This is a genomic window from Stenotrophomonas sp. P5_A9 (genome assembly GCF_056400525.1).
In genome coordinates, this window is sequence record NZ_JBFULC010000013.1 from 50,749 (window position 1) to 69,247 (window position 18,499).

At 60.9% G+C, this 18,499-nt stretch carries 17 protein-coding genes and 1 tRNA gene; 17 read left to right on the forward strand and 1 reads right to left on the reverse strand.

Going from position 1 to position 18,499, the window contains the following annotated elements; all coding sequences use genetic code 11:
• Positions 1-79 precede the first annotated feature (79 nt).
• Positions 80-1,927 carry an RNA polymerase sigma factor RpoD gene (gene rpoD, locus AC1DR7_RS06005; RefSeq protein ID WP_256775925.1) on the forward strand — a complete coding sequence of 616 codons (1,848 nt, stop codon included), beginning with the start codon at positions 80-82 and terminating at the stop codon, positions 1,925-1,927.
• Between the two features lie 460 nt (positions 1,928-2,387).
• On the opposite strand, the gene AC1DR7_RS06010 is transcribed toward rpoD, so the two are convergent.
• Positions 2,388-2,963 (reverse strand): hypothetical protein, encoded by a 576-nt coding sequence (locus AC1DR7_RS06010; RefSeq protein ID WP_457320863.1) that lies wholly within the window; start codon positions 2,961-2,963, stop codon positions 2,388-2,390.
• A gap of 65 nt (positions 2,964-3,028) precedes the next feature.
• On the opposite strand from AC1DR7_RS06010, the gene AC1DR7_RS06015 reads away from it, so the two are divergent.
• From AC1DR7_RS06015 to AC1DR7_RS06090, 16 genes are all read left to right on the forward strand, one after another.
• Positions 3,029-3,541, forward strand: a complete 513-nt coding sequence (locus AC1DR7_RS06015; protein WP_457320865.1) for a HipA domain-containing protein — start codon at positions 3,029-3,031, stop codon at positions 3,539-3,541.
• 58 nt (positions 3,542-3,599) lie between these two features.
• Positions 3,600-3,675: transfer RNA gene (locus tag AC1DR7_RS06020), tRNA-Ile, on the forward strand.
• Positions 3,676-3,852: 177 nt separating this feature from the next.
• A complete protein-coding gene (locus tag AC1DR7_RS06025; RefSeq protein WP_457320861.1) occupies positions 3,853-5,067 on the forward strand; it encodes a tyrosine-type recombinase/integrase in 1,215 nt (404 codons plus the stop codon).
• A gap of 794 nt (positions 5,068-5,861) precedes the next feature.
• On the forward strand, positions 5,862-6,557 hold the full coding sequence (locus tag AC1DR7_RS06030; RefSeq protein ID WP_478052318.1) for a hypothetical protein: 696 nt from the start codon (positions 5,862-5,864) through the stop codon (positions 6,555-6,557).
• A 354-nt stretch (positions 6,558-6,911) separates the two neighbouring features.
• The gene (locus AC1DR7_RS06035) at positions 6,912-7,187 is read left to right on the forward strand and encodes a hypothetical protein (protein WP_457489098.1); all 276 of its coding nucleotides are present in this window, start codon (positions 6,912-6,914) and stop codon (positions 7,185-7,187) included.
• Entirely contained in the window at positions 7,184-7,723 is a 540-nt protein-coding gene (locus AC1DR7_RS06040) for an HNH endonuclease signature motif containing protein (RefSeq protein WP_457321456.1), read from the forward strand. The genes AC1DR7_RS06035 and AC1DR7_RS06040 overlap by 4 nt, the downstream gene beginning before the upstream one ends.
• A gap of 336 nt (positions 7,724-8,059) precedes the next feature.
• Complete coding sequence (locus AC1DR7_RS06045) at positions 8,060-8,236, forward strand: hypothetical protein (protein WP_457321454.1); 177 nt, start codon at positions 8,060-8,062, stop codon at positions 8,234-8,236.
• 426 nt (positions 8,237-8,662) lie between these two features.
• Positions 8,663-9,358 (forward strand): hypothetical protein, encoded by a 696-nt coding sequence (locus AC1DR7_RS06050; protein ID WP_457321452.1) that lies wholly within the window; start codon positions 8,663-8,665, stop codon positions 9,356-9,358.
• A gap of 250 nt (positions 9,359-9,608) precedes the next feature.
• A complete protein-coding gene (locus AC1DR7_RS06055) occupies positions 9,609-11,309 on the forward strand; it encodes a lytic transglycosylase domain-containing protein (protein WP_478054620.1) in 1,701 nt (566 codons plus the stop codon).
• A gap of 4 nt (positions 11,310-11,313) precedes the next feature.
• Complete coding sequence (locus tag AC1DR7_RS06060) at positions 11,314-13,776, forward strand: hypothetical protein (RefSeq protein ID WP_478076418.1); 2,463 nt, start codon at positions 11,314-11,316, stop codon at positions 13,774-13,776.
• 226 nt (positions 13,777-14,002) lie between these two features.
• Positions 14,003-14,644, forward strand: a complete 642-nt coding sequence (locus tag AC1DR7_RS06065; RefSeq protein ID WP_478051785.1) for a hypothetical protein — start codon at positions 14,003-14,005, stop codon at positions 14,642-14,644.
• 248 nt (positions 14,645-14,892) lie between these two features.
• Positions 14,893-15,186, forward strand: coding sequence for a DUF5681 domain-containing protein (locus AC1DR7_RS06070; RefSeq protein ID WP_457321801.1), 294 nt, complete (start codon positions 14,893-14,895; stop codon positions 15,184-15,186).
• The gene (locus tag AC1DR7_RS06075; RefSeq protein WP_457321799.1) at positions 15,179-15,487 is read left to right on the forward strand and encodes a hypothetical protein; all 309 of its coding nucleotides are present in this window, start codon (positions 15,179-15,181) and stop codon (positions 15,485-15,487) included. Before AC1DR7_RS06070 ends, AC1DR7_RS06075 begins: the two co-directional genes overlap by 8 nt.
• 616 nt (positions 15,488-16,103) lie before the next feature.
• On the forward strand, positions 16,104-16,841 hold the full coding sequence (locus AC1DR7_RS06080; RefSeq protein ID WP_478051784.1) for a hypothetical protein: 738 nt from the start codon (positions 16,104-16,106) through the stop codon (positions 16,839-16,841).
• Between the two features lie 694 nt (positions 16,842-17,535).
• On the forward strand, positions 17,536-18,303 hold the full coding sequence (locus tag AC1DR7_RS06085) for a TIGR04255 family protein (protein ID WP_478076419.1): 768 nt from the start codon (positions 17,536-17,538) through the stop codon (positions 18,301-18,303).
• Positions 18,303-18,499, forward strand: a 197-nt coding sequence (locus tag AC1DR7_RS06090) for a hypothetical protein (RefSeq protein ID WP_478076420.1), incomplete at its 3' end; no start/stop codon positions are given. The genes AC1DR7_RS06085 and AC1DR7_RS06090, both read left to right, overlap by 1 nt.

Genomic DNA, 18,499 nt, shown 5'->3' on the forward strand with positions numbered 1-18,499 from the left:
ACCGCCCGGGAACGCGGGGCGCCGGGCTGGTATAATGCTAGGTTCTATTCCCTCTCCCAGCCGGTGGCGCGAGCACTACATGGCCAACGAACGTCCTGCCCAGCAAAACGACATCAAGCTTCTGATCAGCAAGGGCCTGGAACAGGGCTACCTGACCTACGCCGAAGTCAATGACCACCTGCCCGACGACATCGTCGACCCGGAGCAGATCGAAGATATCATCGGCATGATCAACGGCATGGGCATTGATGTCCATGAAGTTGCGCCCGATGCAGAAACCCTGTTGCTCAACGATGGCAACACCGGCAACCGCGAAGTCGATGACACCGCGGCTGAAGAAGCTGCCGCCGCGCTGAGCGCGCTCGACACCGAAGGTGGCCGCACCACCGACCCGGTGCGCATGTACATGCGCGAAATGGGTACCGTCGAGCTGCTGACCCGCGAAGGCGAAATCGCCATCGCCAAGCGCATCGAAGAAGGTCTGGGCCAGGTCCAGGCCGCACTCGGTACCTTCCCGGTATCGGTGGAATCGCTGCTGGCCGACTACGACGCGCACAAGGAAGGCAAGAAGCGCCTGGCCGAAGTGATCGTCGGCTTCAACGACCTGGTCGAGGAAGTCCCGGCCCCGGCCGTGGCCGAAGACACCAGCGACGATGCCGAGGACGACGCCGACGACGAAGAAGACGGCGACGACGTTGAAGAAGAAGCCGGCCCGACCGGTCCGGACCCGGAAGAAGTCGCACGCCGCATGCAGGCCCTGAGCGATGCGTATGCCGCGTTCAAGAAGGCTGCCGCCAAGGGCGACCGCAAGCCGCTGGCCAAGCTGCGCGACGACATGGCCGCCGTGTTCGTGACCCTGAAGCTGCCGTTGCCGCTGACCGACGTACTGGTCAAGCAGCTGCGCGACGTCATGGCCGACATCAAGTCCCACGAGCGCCGCGTGCTGAATCTGGCCACCGTGACCGCGCGCATGCCGCGCAAGGACTTCATCCGCTCTTGGGAAGGCAACCAGACCAACCTGGAGTGGGTGGAAGACGCACTGAAGCGCAAGCAGAAGTGGTCCTCGGCCCTGCGTGACGTCAAGGACCAGATCATCGCCGAACAGCAGGCGACGATCGACATCGAAAAGACCACCTGGCTGGAACTGGACGAGCTGAAGGAAATCAGCCGCGCCATGGCCTACGGTGAGGCGCGTGCGCGCAAGGCCAAGAAGGAAATGGTCGAGGCCAACCTGCGCCTGGTGATCTCCATCGCCAAGAAGTACACCAACCGCGGCCTGCAGTTCCTCGACCTCATCCAGGAAGGCAACATCGGCCTGATGAAGGCCGTGGACAAGTTCGAATACCGTCGTGGTTACAAGTTCTCCACGTATGCGACCTGGTGGATCCGCCAGGCCATCACCCGTTCGATCGCCGATCAGGCGCGCACCATCCGTATCCCGGTGCACATGATCGAAACGATCAACAAGTTGAACCGCATTTCCCGCCAGATGCTCCAGCAGTACGGCCGCGAGGCCACGCCGGAGGAGCTGGCCAAGGAAATGGACATGCCGGAAGACAAGATCCGCAAGGTGATGAAGATCGCCAAGGAGCCGATCTCGATGGAAACCCCGATCGGCGACGACGAGGATTCCCATCTGGGCGACTTCATCGAGGACACCAACGTGGAGTCCCCGATCGAGAACACCACCAACATCAACTTGTCTGAAACCGTGCGCGACGTGCTGGCCGGCCTCACCCCGAGGGAAGCCAAGGTGCTGCGCATGCGCTTCGGCATCGACATGAACACCGACCACACCCTCGAGGAAGTCGGCAAGCAGTTCGACGTCACCCGCGAGCGCATCCGCCAGATCGAAGCCAAGGCGCTGCGCAAGCTGCGTCACCCGAGCCGGTCCGAGCAGCTGCGCAGCTTCCTGGATATCGATTGATTCCAGGACGGGTGCGTTGATGGAAAGACCCCGCTTCGGCGGGGTTTTTTTTGGGTGATGACCAAGGACTGGCCGATTATTTCGTTACAGTTTACGTAACTTAATTATTGCGCCTTTCAGAGGGTAGTGAAGATAAGTCGATTAAAATCAATGCCATATCGGAAATCAAATTTGCCATTTCTGCTGAAGTGGCGTATGGATTCGTAACTTAATTCGTCCCGAAACCACGGCAATGCCTCGTCCCCGTACCGTGCAGCTCCAGGATCTGATCGACAGCCTGCCCGCCGGCGAAGCGGTCTCCGCAGCCGCTCTCGTCGATCGCCTGGGCATCACCCGGACCACCCTCAGCCGCCTGGTGGCTGAAGCCGGAGAGCGGATCGTGCGCCTGGGACGCACCCGCGCCACGGCGTATGCCGTGCGCCAGCAGACCCCGGCGGGCAGCGAATGGCCCCTGTTCCGGCTACGGGCCGATGCCACCCTCGAAGAACTCGGCACGGTCGTGGCACTCACGGGCGAGAGCGTCCATGTCCAGACCAACGCGGCACGACCCAATCTCACCCGGTCGCCGGATGACACCGTGGACGGCCACTTCCCCGGTCTGCCCTGGTATCTGGATGACCTGCGGCCACAAGGCTTCCTGGGTCGCACCTTCGCGCACCGTCGGGGCCGGGACCTTGGCGTGCCCGAAGACCTTAGCCGTTGGCAGCTGGGTGACACCCTGCAGGCACTGGTCCGCGCAGGCGGCACCCAGATCGGCGACCTGCTGCTCGGTGGCGATGCGGTGCAGAGCGCGTTGCGTGCGCTGGATGCCCCGCCCGATCACGTCCTCGCTGCCCACCGCGCGCATCGCTACCCGGAGCGTGCGGCGGCGGCGCTGGAAGGCGAGGATGTCGGCTCGTCGCCCGGCGGCGAGCAACCCAAGTTCACCGCCACGGTCGAGGGCGAACGTGGCCGCTACGCCGCCCTGGTGAAGTTCGCCCAGCCCGCTGCCGGCGCGGCGGCCGAGCGCTGGGCGGATCTTCTGGTCTGCGAGCACTTGGCCCTGCAGTGCCCGCGGCCGTCTCCGAACTCTTACAGACCGAAACGCATACCTTCTTGGAGGTGCAGCGCTTCGACCGCAGCGTGGACGTGCTCGGGCGGCGCGGCGTCGTTTCGCTGCTCGCGCTGTCATCGGCCTTCACCGGCGAGGCAACTGCGGACTGGGGCACTGCAGCGGGGTTGCTGTATGCGCAGGGCTGGGTGGATCGCGACACGCTCGTCCGGGTGGGGCGGCTGCATGCGTTCGGGCGGCTGATCGGCAACAGCGACATGCACCAGGGCAACATCGGTTTCCACCTGACCGACCGCGGCCCGCTGCCGCTTGCGCCGGCCTACGACATGCTGCCGATGTCATTGGCTCCGTCGCGGACTGGCGTGCTGCGCGCAGCGAGCCCGTTGGCTACCGTCGTACCCGATCGAAGCGGGCAGCTTACGCACCTGCAATGGGCCGCACCGCTGGCAGTGGACTACTGGCAGCGTGTGGCGGGCTCATCGCTACTGCGTTCGGGGGCACTGCGGGAACTGGCTGCGGAAAACGTACGGCGGGTACAGACGATGGGGCAGCGTTTCGGCTGATGCCGGCTTTTTCCAGTGGAAAGCGGCTGGGGGGCTCCACTACACTGTGCAGCCGCAGGGGCCTATAGCTCAACGGTTAGAGCAGAGGACTCATAATCCTTTGGTTCCAGGTTCGAGTCCTGGTGGGCCCACCACATTGATGTCCGGCGACGTCCACGGTCATCCGGACGAAGCGCGGAAACGCACCGAATTTAGCGATATACCGTCCGTCGGCGTCCATTGACGTCCACTTGCATCCGGCAAAAAAGTGAGTCAGGCTGTGAGCCAAGGGTCGGGGATTTCCTACCCCGACTCACTGGCGGATGACTCACATGCTCACCGACACCAAATTACGTGCACTGAAGGCCAAGGACCGCCCCTACCGGGTTGCGGATTCCAATGGCCTCTGCATAGAGGTGCGGCCGTCCGGATCCAAGGCATGGCGCTACCGCTACAGGTACGCCTCCAAGGCGAGCATCGTCACCATCGATGAGTACCCGTCGATGTCGCTCCAGCAGGCTCGAGCCGAGCGTGACAAGCTGCGGGCGTTGCTGCGAGGCGGGGCTAACCCGGCTCACGTGGCCAGGGCCGAGCGAGCGGCTCACACTGACCGTGTTAACAGCACCTTCGGGGCCATCGGCCTAGAGCTGCTAGCCAAGCGGGCCAAAGAGGGGCTGTCTCCAGGCTCGGTAAAGCGCGAGCGGCGCTTGATTGAAAAGGATCTGGCAGCCATTGCTGCCACGCCTATCACCGACGTAACCGCCCCTATCCTTTTGGCGGCCCTGCGTAAGCTTGAGCAGCGGGGTGTGGTCGAAACTGCCCATCGAGCACGGTCCCACGCGGGCCGGGTCTTCCGCTATGCCCTGGCAACCGGCCGCGCCGAACGGAATCCTGCAGAGGACTTGGCTGGGGCGCTTGAACAGCCAAGGACTAAGCACTTCGCAAGCCTCACGGACCCCGAACAGATTGGCGAACTGCTGCGGGCCCTCCATTCCTACCAAGGCTCTCCAGTCACCCAAGCGGCCCTTAGGCTTGCCCCTTTGCTCTTTGTGCGTCCCGGCGAGCTTCGCGCCGCCAAGTGGGCTGACATCGACCTAGATGCCGGGGAGTGGCGGTACGTCACCAGCAAGACGAAGACCCCCCATATCGTCCCCCTGTCCGACCAGGCCGTGCAGGTGCTTGCGGAGCTGCAGCCGCTKACCCGGCGCAGTGAGTACGTGTTTCCGGGAGTCCGGAGTGCATCTCGGCCCATGAGCGAGAACACGATCAACGCCGCCCTGCGGAACCTCGGCTTTGACGGAAAAACCATCGTCGGCCACGGCTTCAGGGCAATGGCGCGGACGGTTCTGGACGAGGTGCTGGGGTTCCGCCCCGATTACATCGAACACCAGCTAGCACACGCTGTGCGCGATCCGTTGGGGCGGGCCTACAACCGTGCCACCCATCTGCCGGAGCGGCGCAAGATGATGCAGGCATGGTCTGACTACCTGGATACCCTCCGTGAGAACGGCCGCAAGGTCGTGCCGATGCGGAAAAACCGAGCCTAATGGCTCACCCACAAGGGAGGAGTGAGGAAGCAGAGGCATAGAAACAAAGCGGCCGAGAAAGGGGCTGGAACCCCTAGCTCGGCCTACCAAAACCGACTATTAGGAGTCGATCATGGATCACAGCATTATAGAACTTGCGCGTGAACGGGCGCGCATGGCCCAAATAGCACCTATCCAGGGTACTCAACCCTCCCGGGCTCCGGCCTCGCTTCAGGCCGTCGAACGCAACCGAACGCAACCGAACGCAGCCGTTAGCCTCACAATCCCCGGCTGCTTGAGCCGCTGGCTGTCCTCTAATGGGGATGCGAACCTGTACTGGCTTTGCAGCCTCCTATTCGCTATTGGGGTGCTGCTGGCACTATCGCGTGCCACTCTTCTGGCCCCCATCGCAACTTGCGGGGGTGTGTGATGAAGAGGACTATCGAGACGGGCTTTTGCGCTGTACCGATCCAGGACAACGCGCCCCTACTTAAGGTCTCCGCCGGTATCGATGAATTGCATGCCTTAGGCGATGCGAGCCTCTGCGTGAAATTTGTCAGAACCTTCCTGATCCGATGCATGGAGTTGGAAGAGCCGCCGACCGTGGATGAAATATTTGTGCTAGACAGACTGCTTGAACAGGCTCAGGCATTGCGTCGCGCAGCGAGGGCGGAATAGTGATCTCAATCGAACAAGCGCCGCGAAAGGGCGCGGCGTAGTTGGGGGTGCCACTTTAGCGGTGGCACCACGGGATGGTGTTAGTGGCCCTGCCAATCATCTTCGGGCGCAGGGCGCACGTTCACGGAGCGAGACACATGAAGACCAGCGAGAAATTTGTTGATCCAAAAACTACCGAGGTTCGGGATGCTCTCGCTGACTCCGTCGAATACGCATTCTGCCTCCGCACGCTTGAGGGTAGGCAACGGCGGCCCTCGTTTCGGCCCGAGAGTTTGGAAGACTGGATCCACAGCGCCGTTCACAAAGGGCTCGCTGAGCTAGAGCCCTTCGAAAAAATGACCCGCAAGCAACGGGAGGCGTCTGCAAAGAAGATTGCATCGCACTGTGAGGCGCTGCGCGAGCTGCTGATTCCTTTCTGGAACGAGAGGTCTGGGCTGGACTGGCCGTTCCAGCCCTATTTGGACCGTGCCGCCCTGGAAAGCGCTTTGAACTACCAATCTCGCTTGGACGCGAGATTTGTGGATGAAGACGAACGAGAAGATGACCTCATTCGGAAGCGGTTTGCCATCTATCACGCGATCAGAATTGACCTGGGTCTGGTCTTTGACGCAATTCATTGTGGCGCGGAGCTGCTACCTGAGTTAACGACCGAGATCAAAAAGCCAAACGACCCCAATGTTAGGCGGCTTCGCTTCATTAGGCGGCTGACTAGTGATCTGCAGAGCGACTTCGGGACACCTCACAGGGCGGTCGTACTCGCCTTGGCGTCAATCTTCTTTGACACCAGTGACCTTGATGAGGCCGCAATTTCGAAGCTTGCTCCTGTCCAGTAGCGACCTACTGGCCCACCCTGAATCAGATTAGCTTTTTCGATATTTGCCTCAGCCTGAATTGAATTGGCAATTGTCCGTTTAGATGGCATGTCTGCCACTGCGCGTGTTCCTTAGATTTCGACTCACCCGCCGCATTGCGGCATACACGGTGCAGTCAGTGGATACACATGGACACAGGGAGTTCCGGCCCTTTATCCCGGAATGCACAAAGGTCGGCATCGGTCGATCCAAGGCCTACGAACTGGCAAACGCTGGTCTGCTCGAGACTATCAGCATCGGTCGGCGCAGATTTGTCTACCTGGACAGCCTCTACAGTCTGCCGACCCGGCTGCTGAGTGACGCCGGGAGGTCTCAATGACCGGGTTCGATTTTAGCAATCTGACTACCGAGCAGCGTCGGCTGCTGGATGCCGGTGGATGGACGGCCGATGGAACGAAGGCTGCTCCTTCCCGCCCCACCACGCTGCAGCTAGTGAGTAGCGGCCTTCTGGAGGCATACACCGCCCTCCATGAGGACGAACACGGTTCGTATGGGGTGACCGAGTACTACGTGCCGCTGGATGTCCGGGCCGCGTGGTTGGACTTCAAGTCCCGGGTTCCGCAGCGCCTGGAATCGCTGGAGGAGCCATGAAGTCACTCGACCTCAGCAAACTCTTACCTCATGCGCCGTCCGGTCTGCTGGCGTGCCTGACCTCTGGCCGGATCTTCAACGCGGAGGGCTCCGAGAAGGGCATCCAGACCGCCGACACGTACGTCCGGGTGATACAGCGGGCAACACCCTCTGCCCCCCGTCGCACTTGGTATGCGCATCGGGTGGTCTGGGAAGCTGCCCACGGGCCGATCCCTGAGGGGATGCAAATCGATCACCTCGACGCCAACGCGGGCAACAACGCCCTGTCCAACTTGGACCTAGTCACCCCTCAGCAGAACCGGGCAAGGCAGGCGCAACGCAACCTGGCGCGCTATGGCTGCATGTCCACCTATTGCAAGTTGACCCCCGACCAAGCAGTGGCCATACGCGATAGCGCGGGGACCGTCCCCGCCGGAGTGTGGGCCAAGCGACTGGGGATCTGCAGGCACACGGTTAACGACATTCGAGCTGGCCGGACGTGGGCGCATCTTCCGGGCGCTGGTCGTCCCCAAAAGACGCCGCCCAAGAAGTCCTGACCGGCTCTCTACCTATTGCCCTTGGGGGGTATATGAAACGAGCGGACAACTGCCGTCTGGCACGTCCTATTGGCCGAGGTAAGGGCGATGGGAGGTGACCATGTGCAACGAATCTCAGAGAAGAAGCGGCTCCAGATCAAGGGCCGGGGCAAGGGTCCGCCCTTTCTCTCCATCTCACACCGCATTGCCGATTCCCACGAGTTCGGGTGCCTGTCAGGGCATGCTGCAAAGCTCCTGCTTGAGCTTGCRCGGCAGTACCGACCCGGGCGCAACGGGGACATCAGCATCCCGTGGTCGCTCCTGCGGACTCGTGGCTGGCGAAGCCAGGGAACTGTCATGGATGCCAAACGCGAGCTGCTGGAGGCGGGCTGGATCATCGAAACCCGAAAAGGTGGCAGGAACAGCTGCGGCCTCTACGCGCTCAGCTACTACCCAATCGATGAGTCCCGCAAGCATCAAGAGCCAGCCACCCATGTGGCGCCGGACCTATGGCAGCAACGGCGCGATCAGTAGTCGCTATGCGGAGCAACCTAGTCGCTATGCGGAGCAGTGGCCGAAATCCTTGCTCCGCATACAGACCAAGTTGGTCGCTATGCGGAGCAGTCAGCCACTTATCCACACCCCCTATTGGTCGCTATGTGCACACCTATCTAGATATCTACCAAGCGGAGCGGCTTGCGCCCTGTTTGGAGGTCCTCTCTTCGGGTACTTCTGCGGGGACTCATCTTGGACCTGATCCGGCCGCGCACTGGTGAACCTAGCCCTTCAACCGGGGATCATGCTGATAGCAATGCCGCACCGTTGCTGGTAGCAGTGCTGCCAGCATCAAAGGGTGAATCTCTGCCGCCATCCGGAAAGGGTGCGCGGTGGAAAGAAGGCTCAACGAACGTCGACCGGGCGTCGCGGGCAGTGGCAGCTGCCTATGGCTGTGGCGCATGCATGGCGGTGGTGTGGCAGGCGACCTGGGTGGAAGTTCCTACGCCCGAGGAGGGAGGCGACGACCCGGCAGGATTCGCGATTCACACCAGAGGCCGGGTTGTCCATGCGGCTCAGGATTACCTGCCCAAAGAGCCGCGTGCCAGGGAGGCAGCGCTGTCTGCTTTCAATGCGGACGAGCTGCGGACGGTTGAGGAGTTCGACAGGGTTACGAACATGCGAGCCCGACGCGTGCCGACGCGTACCCGACGCGTGCATCGATGGAGCAATAAACAGTTCTCCGGCGTGGTGGTGATCCCCGCCGTCCGGCCTGTTCGCCCCGTGCTTGTCGCTCTGGCCGATGCAGAGCTGGATGGCCCGCTGGAGGATTGGCTATTGGTCTACGCCGCCCAACAGATGTGGCGGTGGCCCAAGGTCGAGATGTACCTCAAAGCCATGGGCTACGAGGAGCGCGAGGCCAGAGAGGCAGCGTGCCGCCTACTTGGCATGGGTCAGAGCTATAGGGATGGTGCCCGCTCCGCCGGCGTCCGCGCAGCAACGTTCACCGACAAGGTGAGGGTCATTGAGGGAGTGCTGTGGGACTGGCTGGAGCGTGCCAGCTACGCGCTGCTAGAAGAGCTGGGCAGCGATAACGCGGATGACTGGCAGACCGGCGAAGGGCTCATAAGAAACATGGGTTCTGACGACGCCAAGCGATAGGCCTGGCGCTGCTGAAAACGTAGTCGGCGTTAACAGGCGTGATGCCTGCCAAGCGCAGACATTAGGCGTGCCAGAACCTGCTAGTGGTGTGCCACGGGCACCTCTTTGATGGGAGCGATTTACACCCGCCAAACGGCTTAAGTAATAGGGGCTCCAACTACCCAAGGGCGGGCTCCTGGCGGCGACCACTTCGGTGGCGCCGCCTTTCCCCCGGATGGCGCAAGAGGCGCCTTGAGTACAGGACACCCCAATGACTTTTAAGCTTGAAGGCCTCCTAGGCCGCGTCACGCCTGGCTGGCAAAACCTCGATGACCAAGACAAAAGCGCTATCGCACGTCAGGGGCTTTTGGCTTCCGGCCTTGCGATGCTGCGCGCCCGCAACGGTGGAAATTTTGGCGCTTCGTTGGCAGACGGGCTTTCCTCGGGCCTGCTCGCCGTTAACCAAGGCGTCGCCGATACCGAGAACACCCGCTACAAGAACGACATCCTGGCGCGCACTCGCCAAGGGATGGAGCGCAACGCCGCCATTGAGCGGGCTCAGAGAGGCGTGTTGAATTCTGATGGATCGCTCAATGAGGACTCATGGAGTCAGTGGGCGAATGTCGACCCGGTAGGCGCCCAAGAGTTCCGCCAGAAGGCCAGCCCCAGGGCGAAATGGGAGCCGGGCCAGATCGGTTACCGCGACCCCAAGACCGGCGAAAACGGCCTACTGGATGTCCTGCGTAATACCGAGACCCAGGAATACCGCGATCTGCAGGGGAATGTCATCAGCCAGGGCCTCCTGGGCCAAGCGGCTGACCGCCCGAAGATGCCGGACTCTGGCTTGCTGGCTCCGAGCAGGGCCGCATCACCCACGGGCGGGTTGCTGGGGGGCGACGTGCTTCCGGGTCTGGAACAGTCAGTTATGCAGGTCGAATCCGGTGGCAATCCGGCTGCAGTCTCACCCAAGGGGGCAATGGGCACCATGCAGACCATGCCCGGCACCCTGACCGATCCAGGCTATGGCGTCACTCCGGCCCGTGACCGTTCCCCGGCTGAGATGGAGCGCGTTGGGAAGGACTACCTGCAGGCGATGCTTACTCAGTACGGCGATCCCCGCCTTGCACTGGCCGCCTACAACTGGGGTCCGGGCAACGTGGATCGCGCTATGGAGGGCCACGGCGGCAACGTGGATGCAGTGCTGGCTAGCGCACCGGCTGAGACGCGGGCGTACGTTCCCAAGGTCCTCCAGCGTGCGGGCGGACAAGTGGCTGCAGCGCCCCAGATCGGATTTCGTCCCGCAAAGTTTCCCGGCCAAGCGGAGCGACAGGCGCCCTCTGGTTATCGGTATGCCCCCGATGGGGCGAGCCTCATGCCGATTCCGGGCGGTCCTGCTGATCGAAAGAACAACCCGGCACCCGGTGACATGGCTCAGGCGGAGCAAGCACTGCGTAAGGAATACATCGCTCAGATCAAGACGCCACAGACGGTCGTTAACTCCTACGCGCAGATCGAGCAGGCGGCCCAGAGCCCGTCCGCACAGAACGATTTGGCGTTGATCTTCTCGTACATGCGAATGCTGGACCCCACTTCAGTCGTTCGGGAAGGTGAGTTCGCTACGGCCCAGAACGCGGCTGGCGTGCCCGATCAGATTAGGAATGCTTACAACCGGGCAGCCAATGGCGAGCGTCTCAACCCTGAGCAGCGGAAGGGCTTTGTGGCTTCGGCGAGGGGCATCAAGGATCAGGCACAGCAGCAGATCGACAGCTACCGAGAGCAATACTCGTCCTTGGCGAATGAGTACAACTACTCGCCCAGCCGAATCATCGGCAACCATCCGAAGCCTTCTGGCGGGCCTAAGTCGCAAGGAAAGGTCCCGCCCGCTGCGGTTGAGTACCTGCGGAAGAATCCGGCCATGCGGTCGGCGTTCGAGCAGAAATACGGCGTCAGCGCCGACGACTATCTGAGGTAAGGCGATGGCGACCAACCCATTCGATCAGTTCGACCAAGTACCAGGCTCGGTAGCCGTCCCGGCGTCGCAGCCGAATTCGTTCGGGGTGATGGTGGCGGCGGGAGCAAAGGAGGGCTCCCCTTCCAACCCGTTTGATCAGTTCGACGCATCGCAGGAAATTCCGACCCTGGCGCCCGTTTTCGCTGAGCGTCCGGATTTCGGCGACGTCACTTCCTCCGTGGACACTACTGCAGAACTTCCGGGAAATGCCCTGGGCCGATTTGTGGGGCAGTACGGCGGGCGTCAGGTCCTCCAGGGGGCTGGCAGCATCTTGGGTGCGGTGGGTGGAGATGCATTCAACCACTATGTCATTGATCCGATTCGCAAGCAGTTTCACCAGCCATCCGCTGCGGACCTTGCTGCCGGACGTGATGGTTTTGTGCCGACCGCGCCCTATCGGCAGGTGGGCGCGAACATCGCCGATGAAATGGGGATGCAACGGCCGCAGAATGCGGCGCAAAGAGTGGTATCGGACATCGGTGAGGGGATCACGGGCACCGCTCTTACCCTCGGCTTAGGTGGCCTTATGAACAGCGGTAGGGGCGTGATGCAGACGGCCGGTAACTTCTTCTCGGCCAACCCCGCGCTCCAGACCGCATCCACCATCGCCGGTACCGGAGGCAGCTCGTCGGTACGGGAAGCGGGTGGTGGCACTGGCGCACAGGTTGCGGCTGGGCTCATCGGTGGCTTCGCGCCAGGCACGGTAGCCGGGGTAATCCCCGGGATGCGTGGGGGCATCGTCCCAGCGACTGCTGCCCAGGCCACCCGCAGCACACTGCGGGGAAACAACGGGATGGGCGCCCCGGTTACTTCTTCGGACATGCAACAGACCATGCGGGACTTCGCCTCCGTTGGGACAACCCCAAGCGTGGGGCAGGCTACCGGTGGACGCTTCCCCCAGGCGTTGGAAACGATGCTAGGGAACGTGCCCGGTGGTGCTGGCCCGATTGCGCGGCTGGGCGCAAAGCAGGCTAGCGCGACTGGGCAGTCTGTCGCTCGGTACGCTGAGGAGTTGTCCCCACGCGGGCGGCCCATGGGCCCCGAGCAAGCGGGGCGGGCCATCTTGGCGGGAGTCGAGGGCCCCTCGCCCGTGGCGTTCGTTCCCAGGACCGCAAAGAAGGCGGAGGAGCTGTATGACCGTGTTTCTGCGCAAATTGCGCCGGGCGCTCGGGTGCCGGTCGAGAACACCCAGCGGGCGTTGTCGGAACTGAATTCCTCCATTGAGGGAGCGCCCAATGTTGCAAAGCTCTTCCAGAACGCCAGGATTCAAGGCATCGAGTCGGCGCTCGGAAAAGATATAGGCGGTGCAGAGGCGGCTTTGCAGCGGCYGGACGTGCGGCAGCAGGCCGATGCGCTTAGGCAGCAGTTGAATGCCCAAGCACAGCAGGCCAGGGCGGAGAACACGCGCCTCCAGACACTGGGGATGCGAGCCTCACTACCGGTCCCAAGTCCTCAGCAGATTGACGAGCAGGTTAAGACTGCAATCGCGGGGATGGCTGATAACCAGATCCCGTATCAAGCGCTGACCAAGCTGCGGACGGTCGTGGGCAAGGAGCTGGACAACTACTCCCTGGCGGACAACGTGCCTCGGGACAAGTGGAAGGCGCTCTACGGTGCGCTGACACGCGATATGGAGGCGGCCGCGACCACCCCAGAAGCTCAGCAGGCCTGGAAGCGCGCAAACGCGTACTACGCTGCCCGAAGCAACCGCATCGACTCCATTGCCCACGTGGTGGACAAGAGCGGCGGTCCAGAAGCGGTCTACAAGTCAGCATTTGGCAACACGAAGGAAGGCGCCACCACGCTGCACGCGGTGATGCAGTCCATTCCGAAAGAGGCGCAGCGGGAGGTGTCAGCGTCGTTTATCCGGCGAATGGGCCGAGCGACGGGTAGTCAGCAGAACGCCGACAACGACGTTTTCAGCATGGAAACGTTCTTGACCAACTGGGCAAACATGAGCCCGGAGGCCAAGCGAGTGTTGTTCGACCGCCACGGAATGGGCTTCCGCCAGGATATGGACAAGATCGCGCGCATGACAGACAAGATCAGGCAGGGGAGCGCTGTATTCCGCAACCCATCAGGCACAGGCCGCTTGATATCCCTCATCACTCAGTCGGCGGGCACGGCGAGCAGCGCGGCGAGTGCAGCGGTTTCAGGCAATCCGCTCTTGGCGGCGGGTATCGTCGCCAGCTCTGCGTCCTTGGCCGGGGCATTCAATGGCCTAGGCCGACTGATGACAAGCCCGGGCTTTGTGCGTTGGGTGGCGCAAAACGGGGAAAAGCCAGTTGGGGAGCTGGTTTCTCAGGCACAGACGCTACGCCGTATTGCCGAATCGGAAGGCAACGACGATGTGGCCGAGTTCGCGGACCGTCTAGAAGCTACGAAGCGGCCGCAAACCCCGAGTAGGCAAGCACTACCAATGCAATGACCAGGACGGGGACGCCGACGACAAGCGACACGAAGGCTAACCCGTAGCGGGAGCCTTTGCGGTCGTCAGATGCGGCTGTCTCGTCCCAAGACTGGGGCAGGGGGTACTGGGTCTTCTTCCAGGCGTCCATGAGGTCCATCCACTGGGTGGCCAGCGGAGCATACACTTCGCCCCAGCCACCGAATCTCAACTCACTGAATGGGTGCGACGCACCCGGAGTACTTCTATGGCTGAACGTAACTTCTTCGGGCGGCTCCGCGCCACTGTGGCCAATCGCGTTGCCCCTGGCAGTCCCTATGACGAGCGCGGGAATTACCTAAATAACGGTGGTCGAGCAGGCGTTGCTACCGCGCTAAAGATCGGTGCCAACATGTTCTTTCCCGGCGCGGGGGTGGTCGTTGACAAGATCCTGTCTCCTTGGGTTGATCGAGGGGCGAATTACGGAATTGGCGATGTTCAGCGCGAGGCGGTTCCCGTCTACGGCGCCCCCCAGTCGGCGCAGCACGCGTACACCGCAGCCCCGGCCACTACCTCAAACCTCGGCCTCGGCGCTCAATCACCGGGTGGCAGTTGGAATGGCTACTTGCAGAGTCAGGGGTCAGTTAACAACTTCGGCAGTCAGGGGTTCACCCGGCCGAGTTACACGAATTGGTCGCCCTCAAGCAGATGGGGCCAGCAGCTAACGGAGCAGCCAGCAGCACAGGGATCGAACCTCGGGTTCGGCAACAACGTCCAGGGCTTCGCGGGCGGTGGCGGCGGCAGCAGTTCCGGATCTTCCATGAGTGGCAATCGGATGGCGGGCATCGTCGGTGGCCGACTGGCTAGCGACTCGATGATCGACCTCCAACGCCGCTGGGCAAACAGGTAACCGGGGTCGGATATGGCGTCGCATGACAAGCCTGAGTCGCTGTCCCCGGCTGCGGTGAAGGGGATTGCAGCGGTACTGCTCCATGCCAACGCTGGGAGGCGGGTCTACTTCGGTGGACTCGACCTCACTGAGATGGCGGGCAGATACCTCGAAAGACACGTCCAAGAAGTTGGCTTTGATGCTGCTGACGGGACATTCCGTAAACAAGGGTTCGCATTGGTAACAGATGAAAACAATAGGTGAGAGCTATGCCATTCGTTCCAGGGCAATCGGGTAACCCCAGCGGGCGGCCCAAGGTAGATTTTGAGGTGCGGGAACTGGCCCGGGAACACGGCCGAGAGGCCATTGAGCGCCTAGTGGAGATCATGCGGGGGGAGAACCTCTCCCTGGCCCGGGCGGCCTGTGAGGCGCTGTTGGATCGCGGCTTCGGCAAGCCGGTCCAGTCTGTCGGAATCGACGCGGACTCTGTGCCCATCCAGAAAATTACGGTGCAGTTGGTGGCTATGACGACGGATGCCGAACCGGAGCCAGCCCGTGACTGACGACCAAGAGCCAATCTCTACTGTAGATACGGATAGCTCAATGGAGGGGTGGGACGGGGTCACCTACGTCATCTTCGCCGCCGAGCGGCAGTGCCTGCCTGAGGACTATCAAGGCCGCCTAGAAGTGGCACGGCAGGCCATAGGCGAGCCCTGGCGGGCTTTCGACCTCCACGACCCAGCCTGCCCCAAGGTCGAGGGGCAGGCCTGCGCCTGCGGCCTTGTGAGCGTCTTCACGAACGATCGGTGGGTGGCCTATGTGGATGTGTTCCATAGCCTCCAAGCCATTCACTCTGTACATTGATGTGACTGATGGAGCTAGCGAGACAGGGCTTAGTCGGAGTGAAAACGTCTAGGCGTCCGAAGTGAAAATCGCAGGCGCCGTGACCGAGCCTTTCCAATTAAAAAGGGGGCAACTTGTCAAAGGGATCTGACTTCATTGTTGCTGTCGATGCGTTCATGGCCGCCCCAAAGGGTCTTCTGGGCATTCAGTCGCCAGTCTGGCAGCCTAGTCGCGATGCCTATGCTGTTAGGCTGAAGCTTCCCATTGAAATTGGTGGGGAGTTGTCTGGACAACACCTGGTGATCGACGCTTGTCCGAACCACGATCCACGAAGATTCCACATCGGAATACAGTTTGCGGATCGCGTGGTTTGCCGACTCGACTATGACCCTAGGGCTACCCACAGCAACGATTGGGCGCCGACCATGGAGCCCTTTGTACGGGGCCCGCATTGGCATTCGTGGGAGCTGAACCGACAGGAGTTCAAGGCTCTAGGCGTTCAGCCCAAGAAGCTGAAGCTCGCGGTTGCTTTTACTCAGGCTCGGGAATTTGATGCCTGCTTGCGGTGGTACTGCAATGCTAGGAACATAGTGTTAGGTGCCCATAGCATCACTTACCCGGAGCGGGGGCTACTTCTGTGATCGAACCATCTGAAATTTACCCAATTCTCCAAGGTGCGTTCGAGGCATTCACGGAACGTGACAGCCTCTGCGTGCCGACGCACTGTATTTATCCGTCCGGCGAGTTTGTACGAGTCAACGTCTACGGAAGTGGTCAATCATTTGTCGTGTCGGACGAAGGTCGGGCCGTTCGAGAGATTGAACTCGTCGGCGAAGTCATTGAGTCTCCTGACAGTCTGATCAAGAGCACGCTGAAGCAGCTGGGAGTCACATCGCGAAATGGCGTGATCCGTAGCAGGAGCGTGAGTAGGGAAGAACTCCCGTTTGCGATTGCCTGCGTCGCTAATGCGTCCAAGGGGTCGTCTGAGTGGCTGTTCGCCCACTACAAGGTTCCTAGCAACAGGGATTTCAAGGCCATGCTAAGGAGGTTCCTTGAGGTCTCGTTTCCAGCCAGCGTGCATTCGGAAAAGTTGATCGGCAGTAGCAATAAACCTCACAAGTTCGAGAGCATCATTTCAGTTTCCTCGGGTAAGCGGATAATTGTGGATCCCGTTGTCCATGACTCTTCGGCGATCAATGCACGAGTAGTCGCCAACATGGATATACAGCGCGCCCGTATACCAGGCGTGGAGCAGAGGATCGTCTATGATGATCTCGAAGACTGGTCTGCCGACGAGCTAAATTTGCTTCAGTTCGGCGCCCCCGTGGTGCCCTACTCCAAACTTCCTGAGGTACTTGGTCGGCTGGCGGCCTAGCCGTGCTGCAGCGGCCATCGGCTTGGTTGCTACATGGCCGCAATCCGCCGCTCAATCTAGGCCCTGTTGCCATGTGGGTGACGTAGGGAACGGTTCGCAGACGGTTCTGAAACCGTTTCTCGCGTCGTAGCAGGCGCGTAACGTCACCGTTACGTCACGCGTTACGCCAGGGCGTGACGACGCCCAGCGGTGCCTCAGGGTTGCTCCGGGAGGGTCTGCAAGTCGGCTCCCGAGCAGCGCCGCGCCGACACCTTCGCGGGAGGCTAAGGCCAGTCTCGGAATCTGAGATCCCGGCCCGTATCCTGCGCGCCATGCTCCCTCCCTGCGACTACACCGAATTCATGATTGCACCCCGGCCACGAGGCTGGGTGCAGCATGGTGAGCACTGGGGGCTGTGGTGGGGGAACCGCCAGATCGCCAGCGTGCAGCCATGCGCCGAGGGCATTCTCGTGACCTTGGCCTGCAGGAAGCTCTGGGCTTCACGGGGTCTTAACCCCCTAAACAGGCTCATAAGCCGGTAGTAGCTCCTTCCGCCTGTAGGTCTTCAGCTGGTCTTTTTCGGGCCGATACCCGTAAGGAACTTATGCCTCTTCTTGCTGTACTAACTTTGTGTGGCATGATATGAGCAAGGCGGAGTCCTTCCGTATGGCACGTCCAACCAGACGCCAACCCACTATCCGGACTGATAGTTTCGATGACGAACGCACCAATTGTTGAAGTAATCGCTGAGCTACGCTGGGGCGAGGGTAACCCCAATCAGCCAGCCGCGTTGGCATTTGCAAACGACTCTGACTACAYTCGTTTCGGGGTCGAGGTGGGTAAGTTGGGTTACAACCAGCTTGAACGAACGTTGCCCCAAGGTATGCCAGGTCCTGGCGGTGCTGTCGGCTACAGATACCGAAAGAGTGATGGAGAGGTTAATACTCTATACCAACTTGGTGTTGGTGTTTTCACTGCCAATGGTCTTGCGCCATATACATCTTGGGATGCTTTCCGGAAAGTCTTGGAGCAGGGGGTTGCTGCTCTTAACGAGGTTTCGCCAATATCGAGGCATCAGGAGGTCTGGTGCATCGTTAAGTACTTGGACTTCTTTGATGAGGGACATCTTGCGGGCTTGGCTGCATCTGAGTTTTTCTCAGAAGTTGTAGGCGTAAAATACCAAGGATTGGAAACTTCCGCTGCGCTCGATCGTCAAGGTTCCGGCTCATCCATGAGGTTCTTCTATTCAAATAGAGACGCGTCCGGTCGCGAATTGGCGCTTGATGTGGGAGAGGGTGGCGTTCACGATAAAACGGGAATTGTCATGAATACTACGGTTACATCTGAGTCTTTGAAGGATGTGGACGTGGGCAAGGTGATGCAGTGCTTCAGTGATCTTCAGAAAATTGCACACGATGCGTTTTTTGAGATGATTAACAGGAGTCCGAGGATTAAGGCTAATTTGAAAATGGGAGAGGGGTAGTGTTGCATAACTCGATCATTAATAATTCAATTGTCTCGATGAATGCACATTTGTGCGTCACCGACGCGATGGCCTCGTTTGTGCTCAATAACTCGGGTCTTTCGTTTTCCTCTGCGTTTAGCGCTGGAGCCGCCAACCCGCTTCTGAGCTATGGTGCGAGAGTTGCGCAATCTAAAGAGTTGACGCGCACCTGGCA

Excerpts from the sequence above, each read along its gene's own strand:
- AC1DR7_RS06030 (WP_478052318.1), top strand. The coding sequence starts at position 5,862 with ATGAAGACCAGCGAGAAATTTGTTGATCCAAAAACTACCGAGGTTCGG.
- rpoD (WP_256775925.1), top strand. The coding sequence starts at position 80 with ATGGCCAACGAACGTCCTGCCCAGCAAAACGACATCAAGCTTCTGATC.
- AC1DR7_RS06040 (WP_457321456.1), top strand. The coding sequence starts at position 7,184 with ATGAAGTCACTCGACCTCAGCAAACTCTTACCTCATGCGCCGTCCGGT.
- AC1DR7_RS06035 (WP_457489098.1), top strand. The coding sequence starts at position 6,912 with ATGACCGGGTTCGATTTTAGCAATCTGACTACCGAGCAGCGTCGGCTG.
- AC1DR7_RS06045 (WP_457321454.1), top strand. The coding sequence starts at position 8,060 with ATGGATGCCAAACGCGAGCTGCTGGAGGCGGGCTGGATCATCGAAACC.
- AC1DR7_RS06050 (WP_457321452.1), top strand. The coding sequence starts at position 8,663 with ATGGCGGTGGTGTGGCAGGCGACCTGGGTGGAAGTTCCTACGCCCGAG.
- AC1DR7_RS06065 (WP_478051785.1), top strand. The coding sequence starts at position 14,003 with ATGGCTGAACGTAACTTCTTCGGGCGGCTCCGCGCCACTGTGGCCAAT.
- AC1DR7_RS06055 (WP_478054620.1), top strand. The coding sequence starts at position 9,609 with ATGACTTTTAAGCTTGAAGGCCTCCTAGGCCGCGTCACGCCTGGCTGG.
- AC1DR7_RS06070 (WP_457321801.1), top strand. The coding sequence starts at position 14,893 with ATGCCATTCGTTCCAGGGCAATCGGGTAACCCCAGCGGGCGGCCCAAG.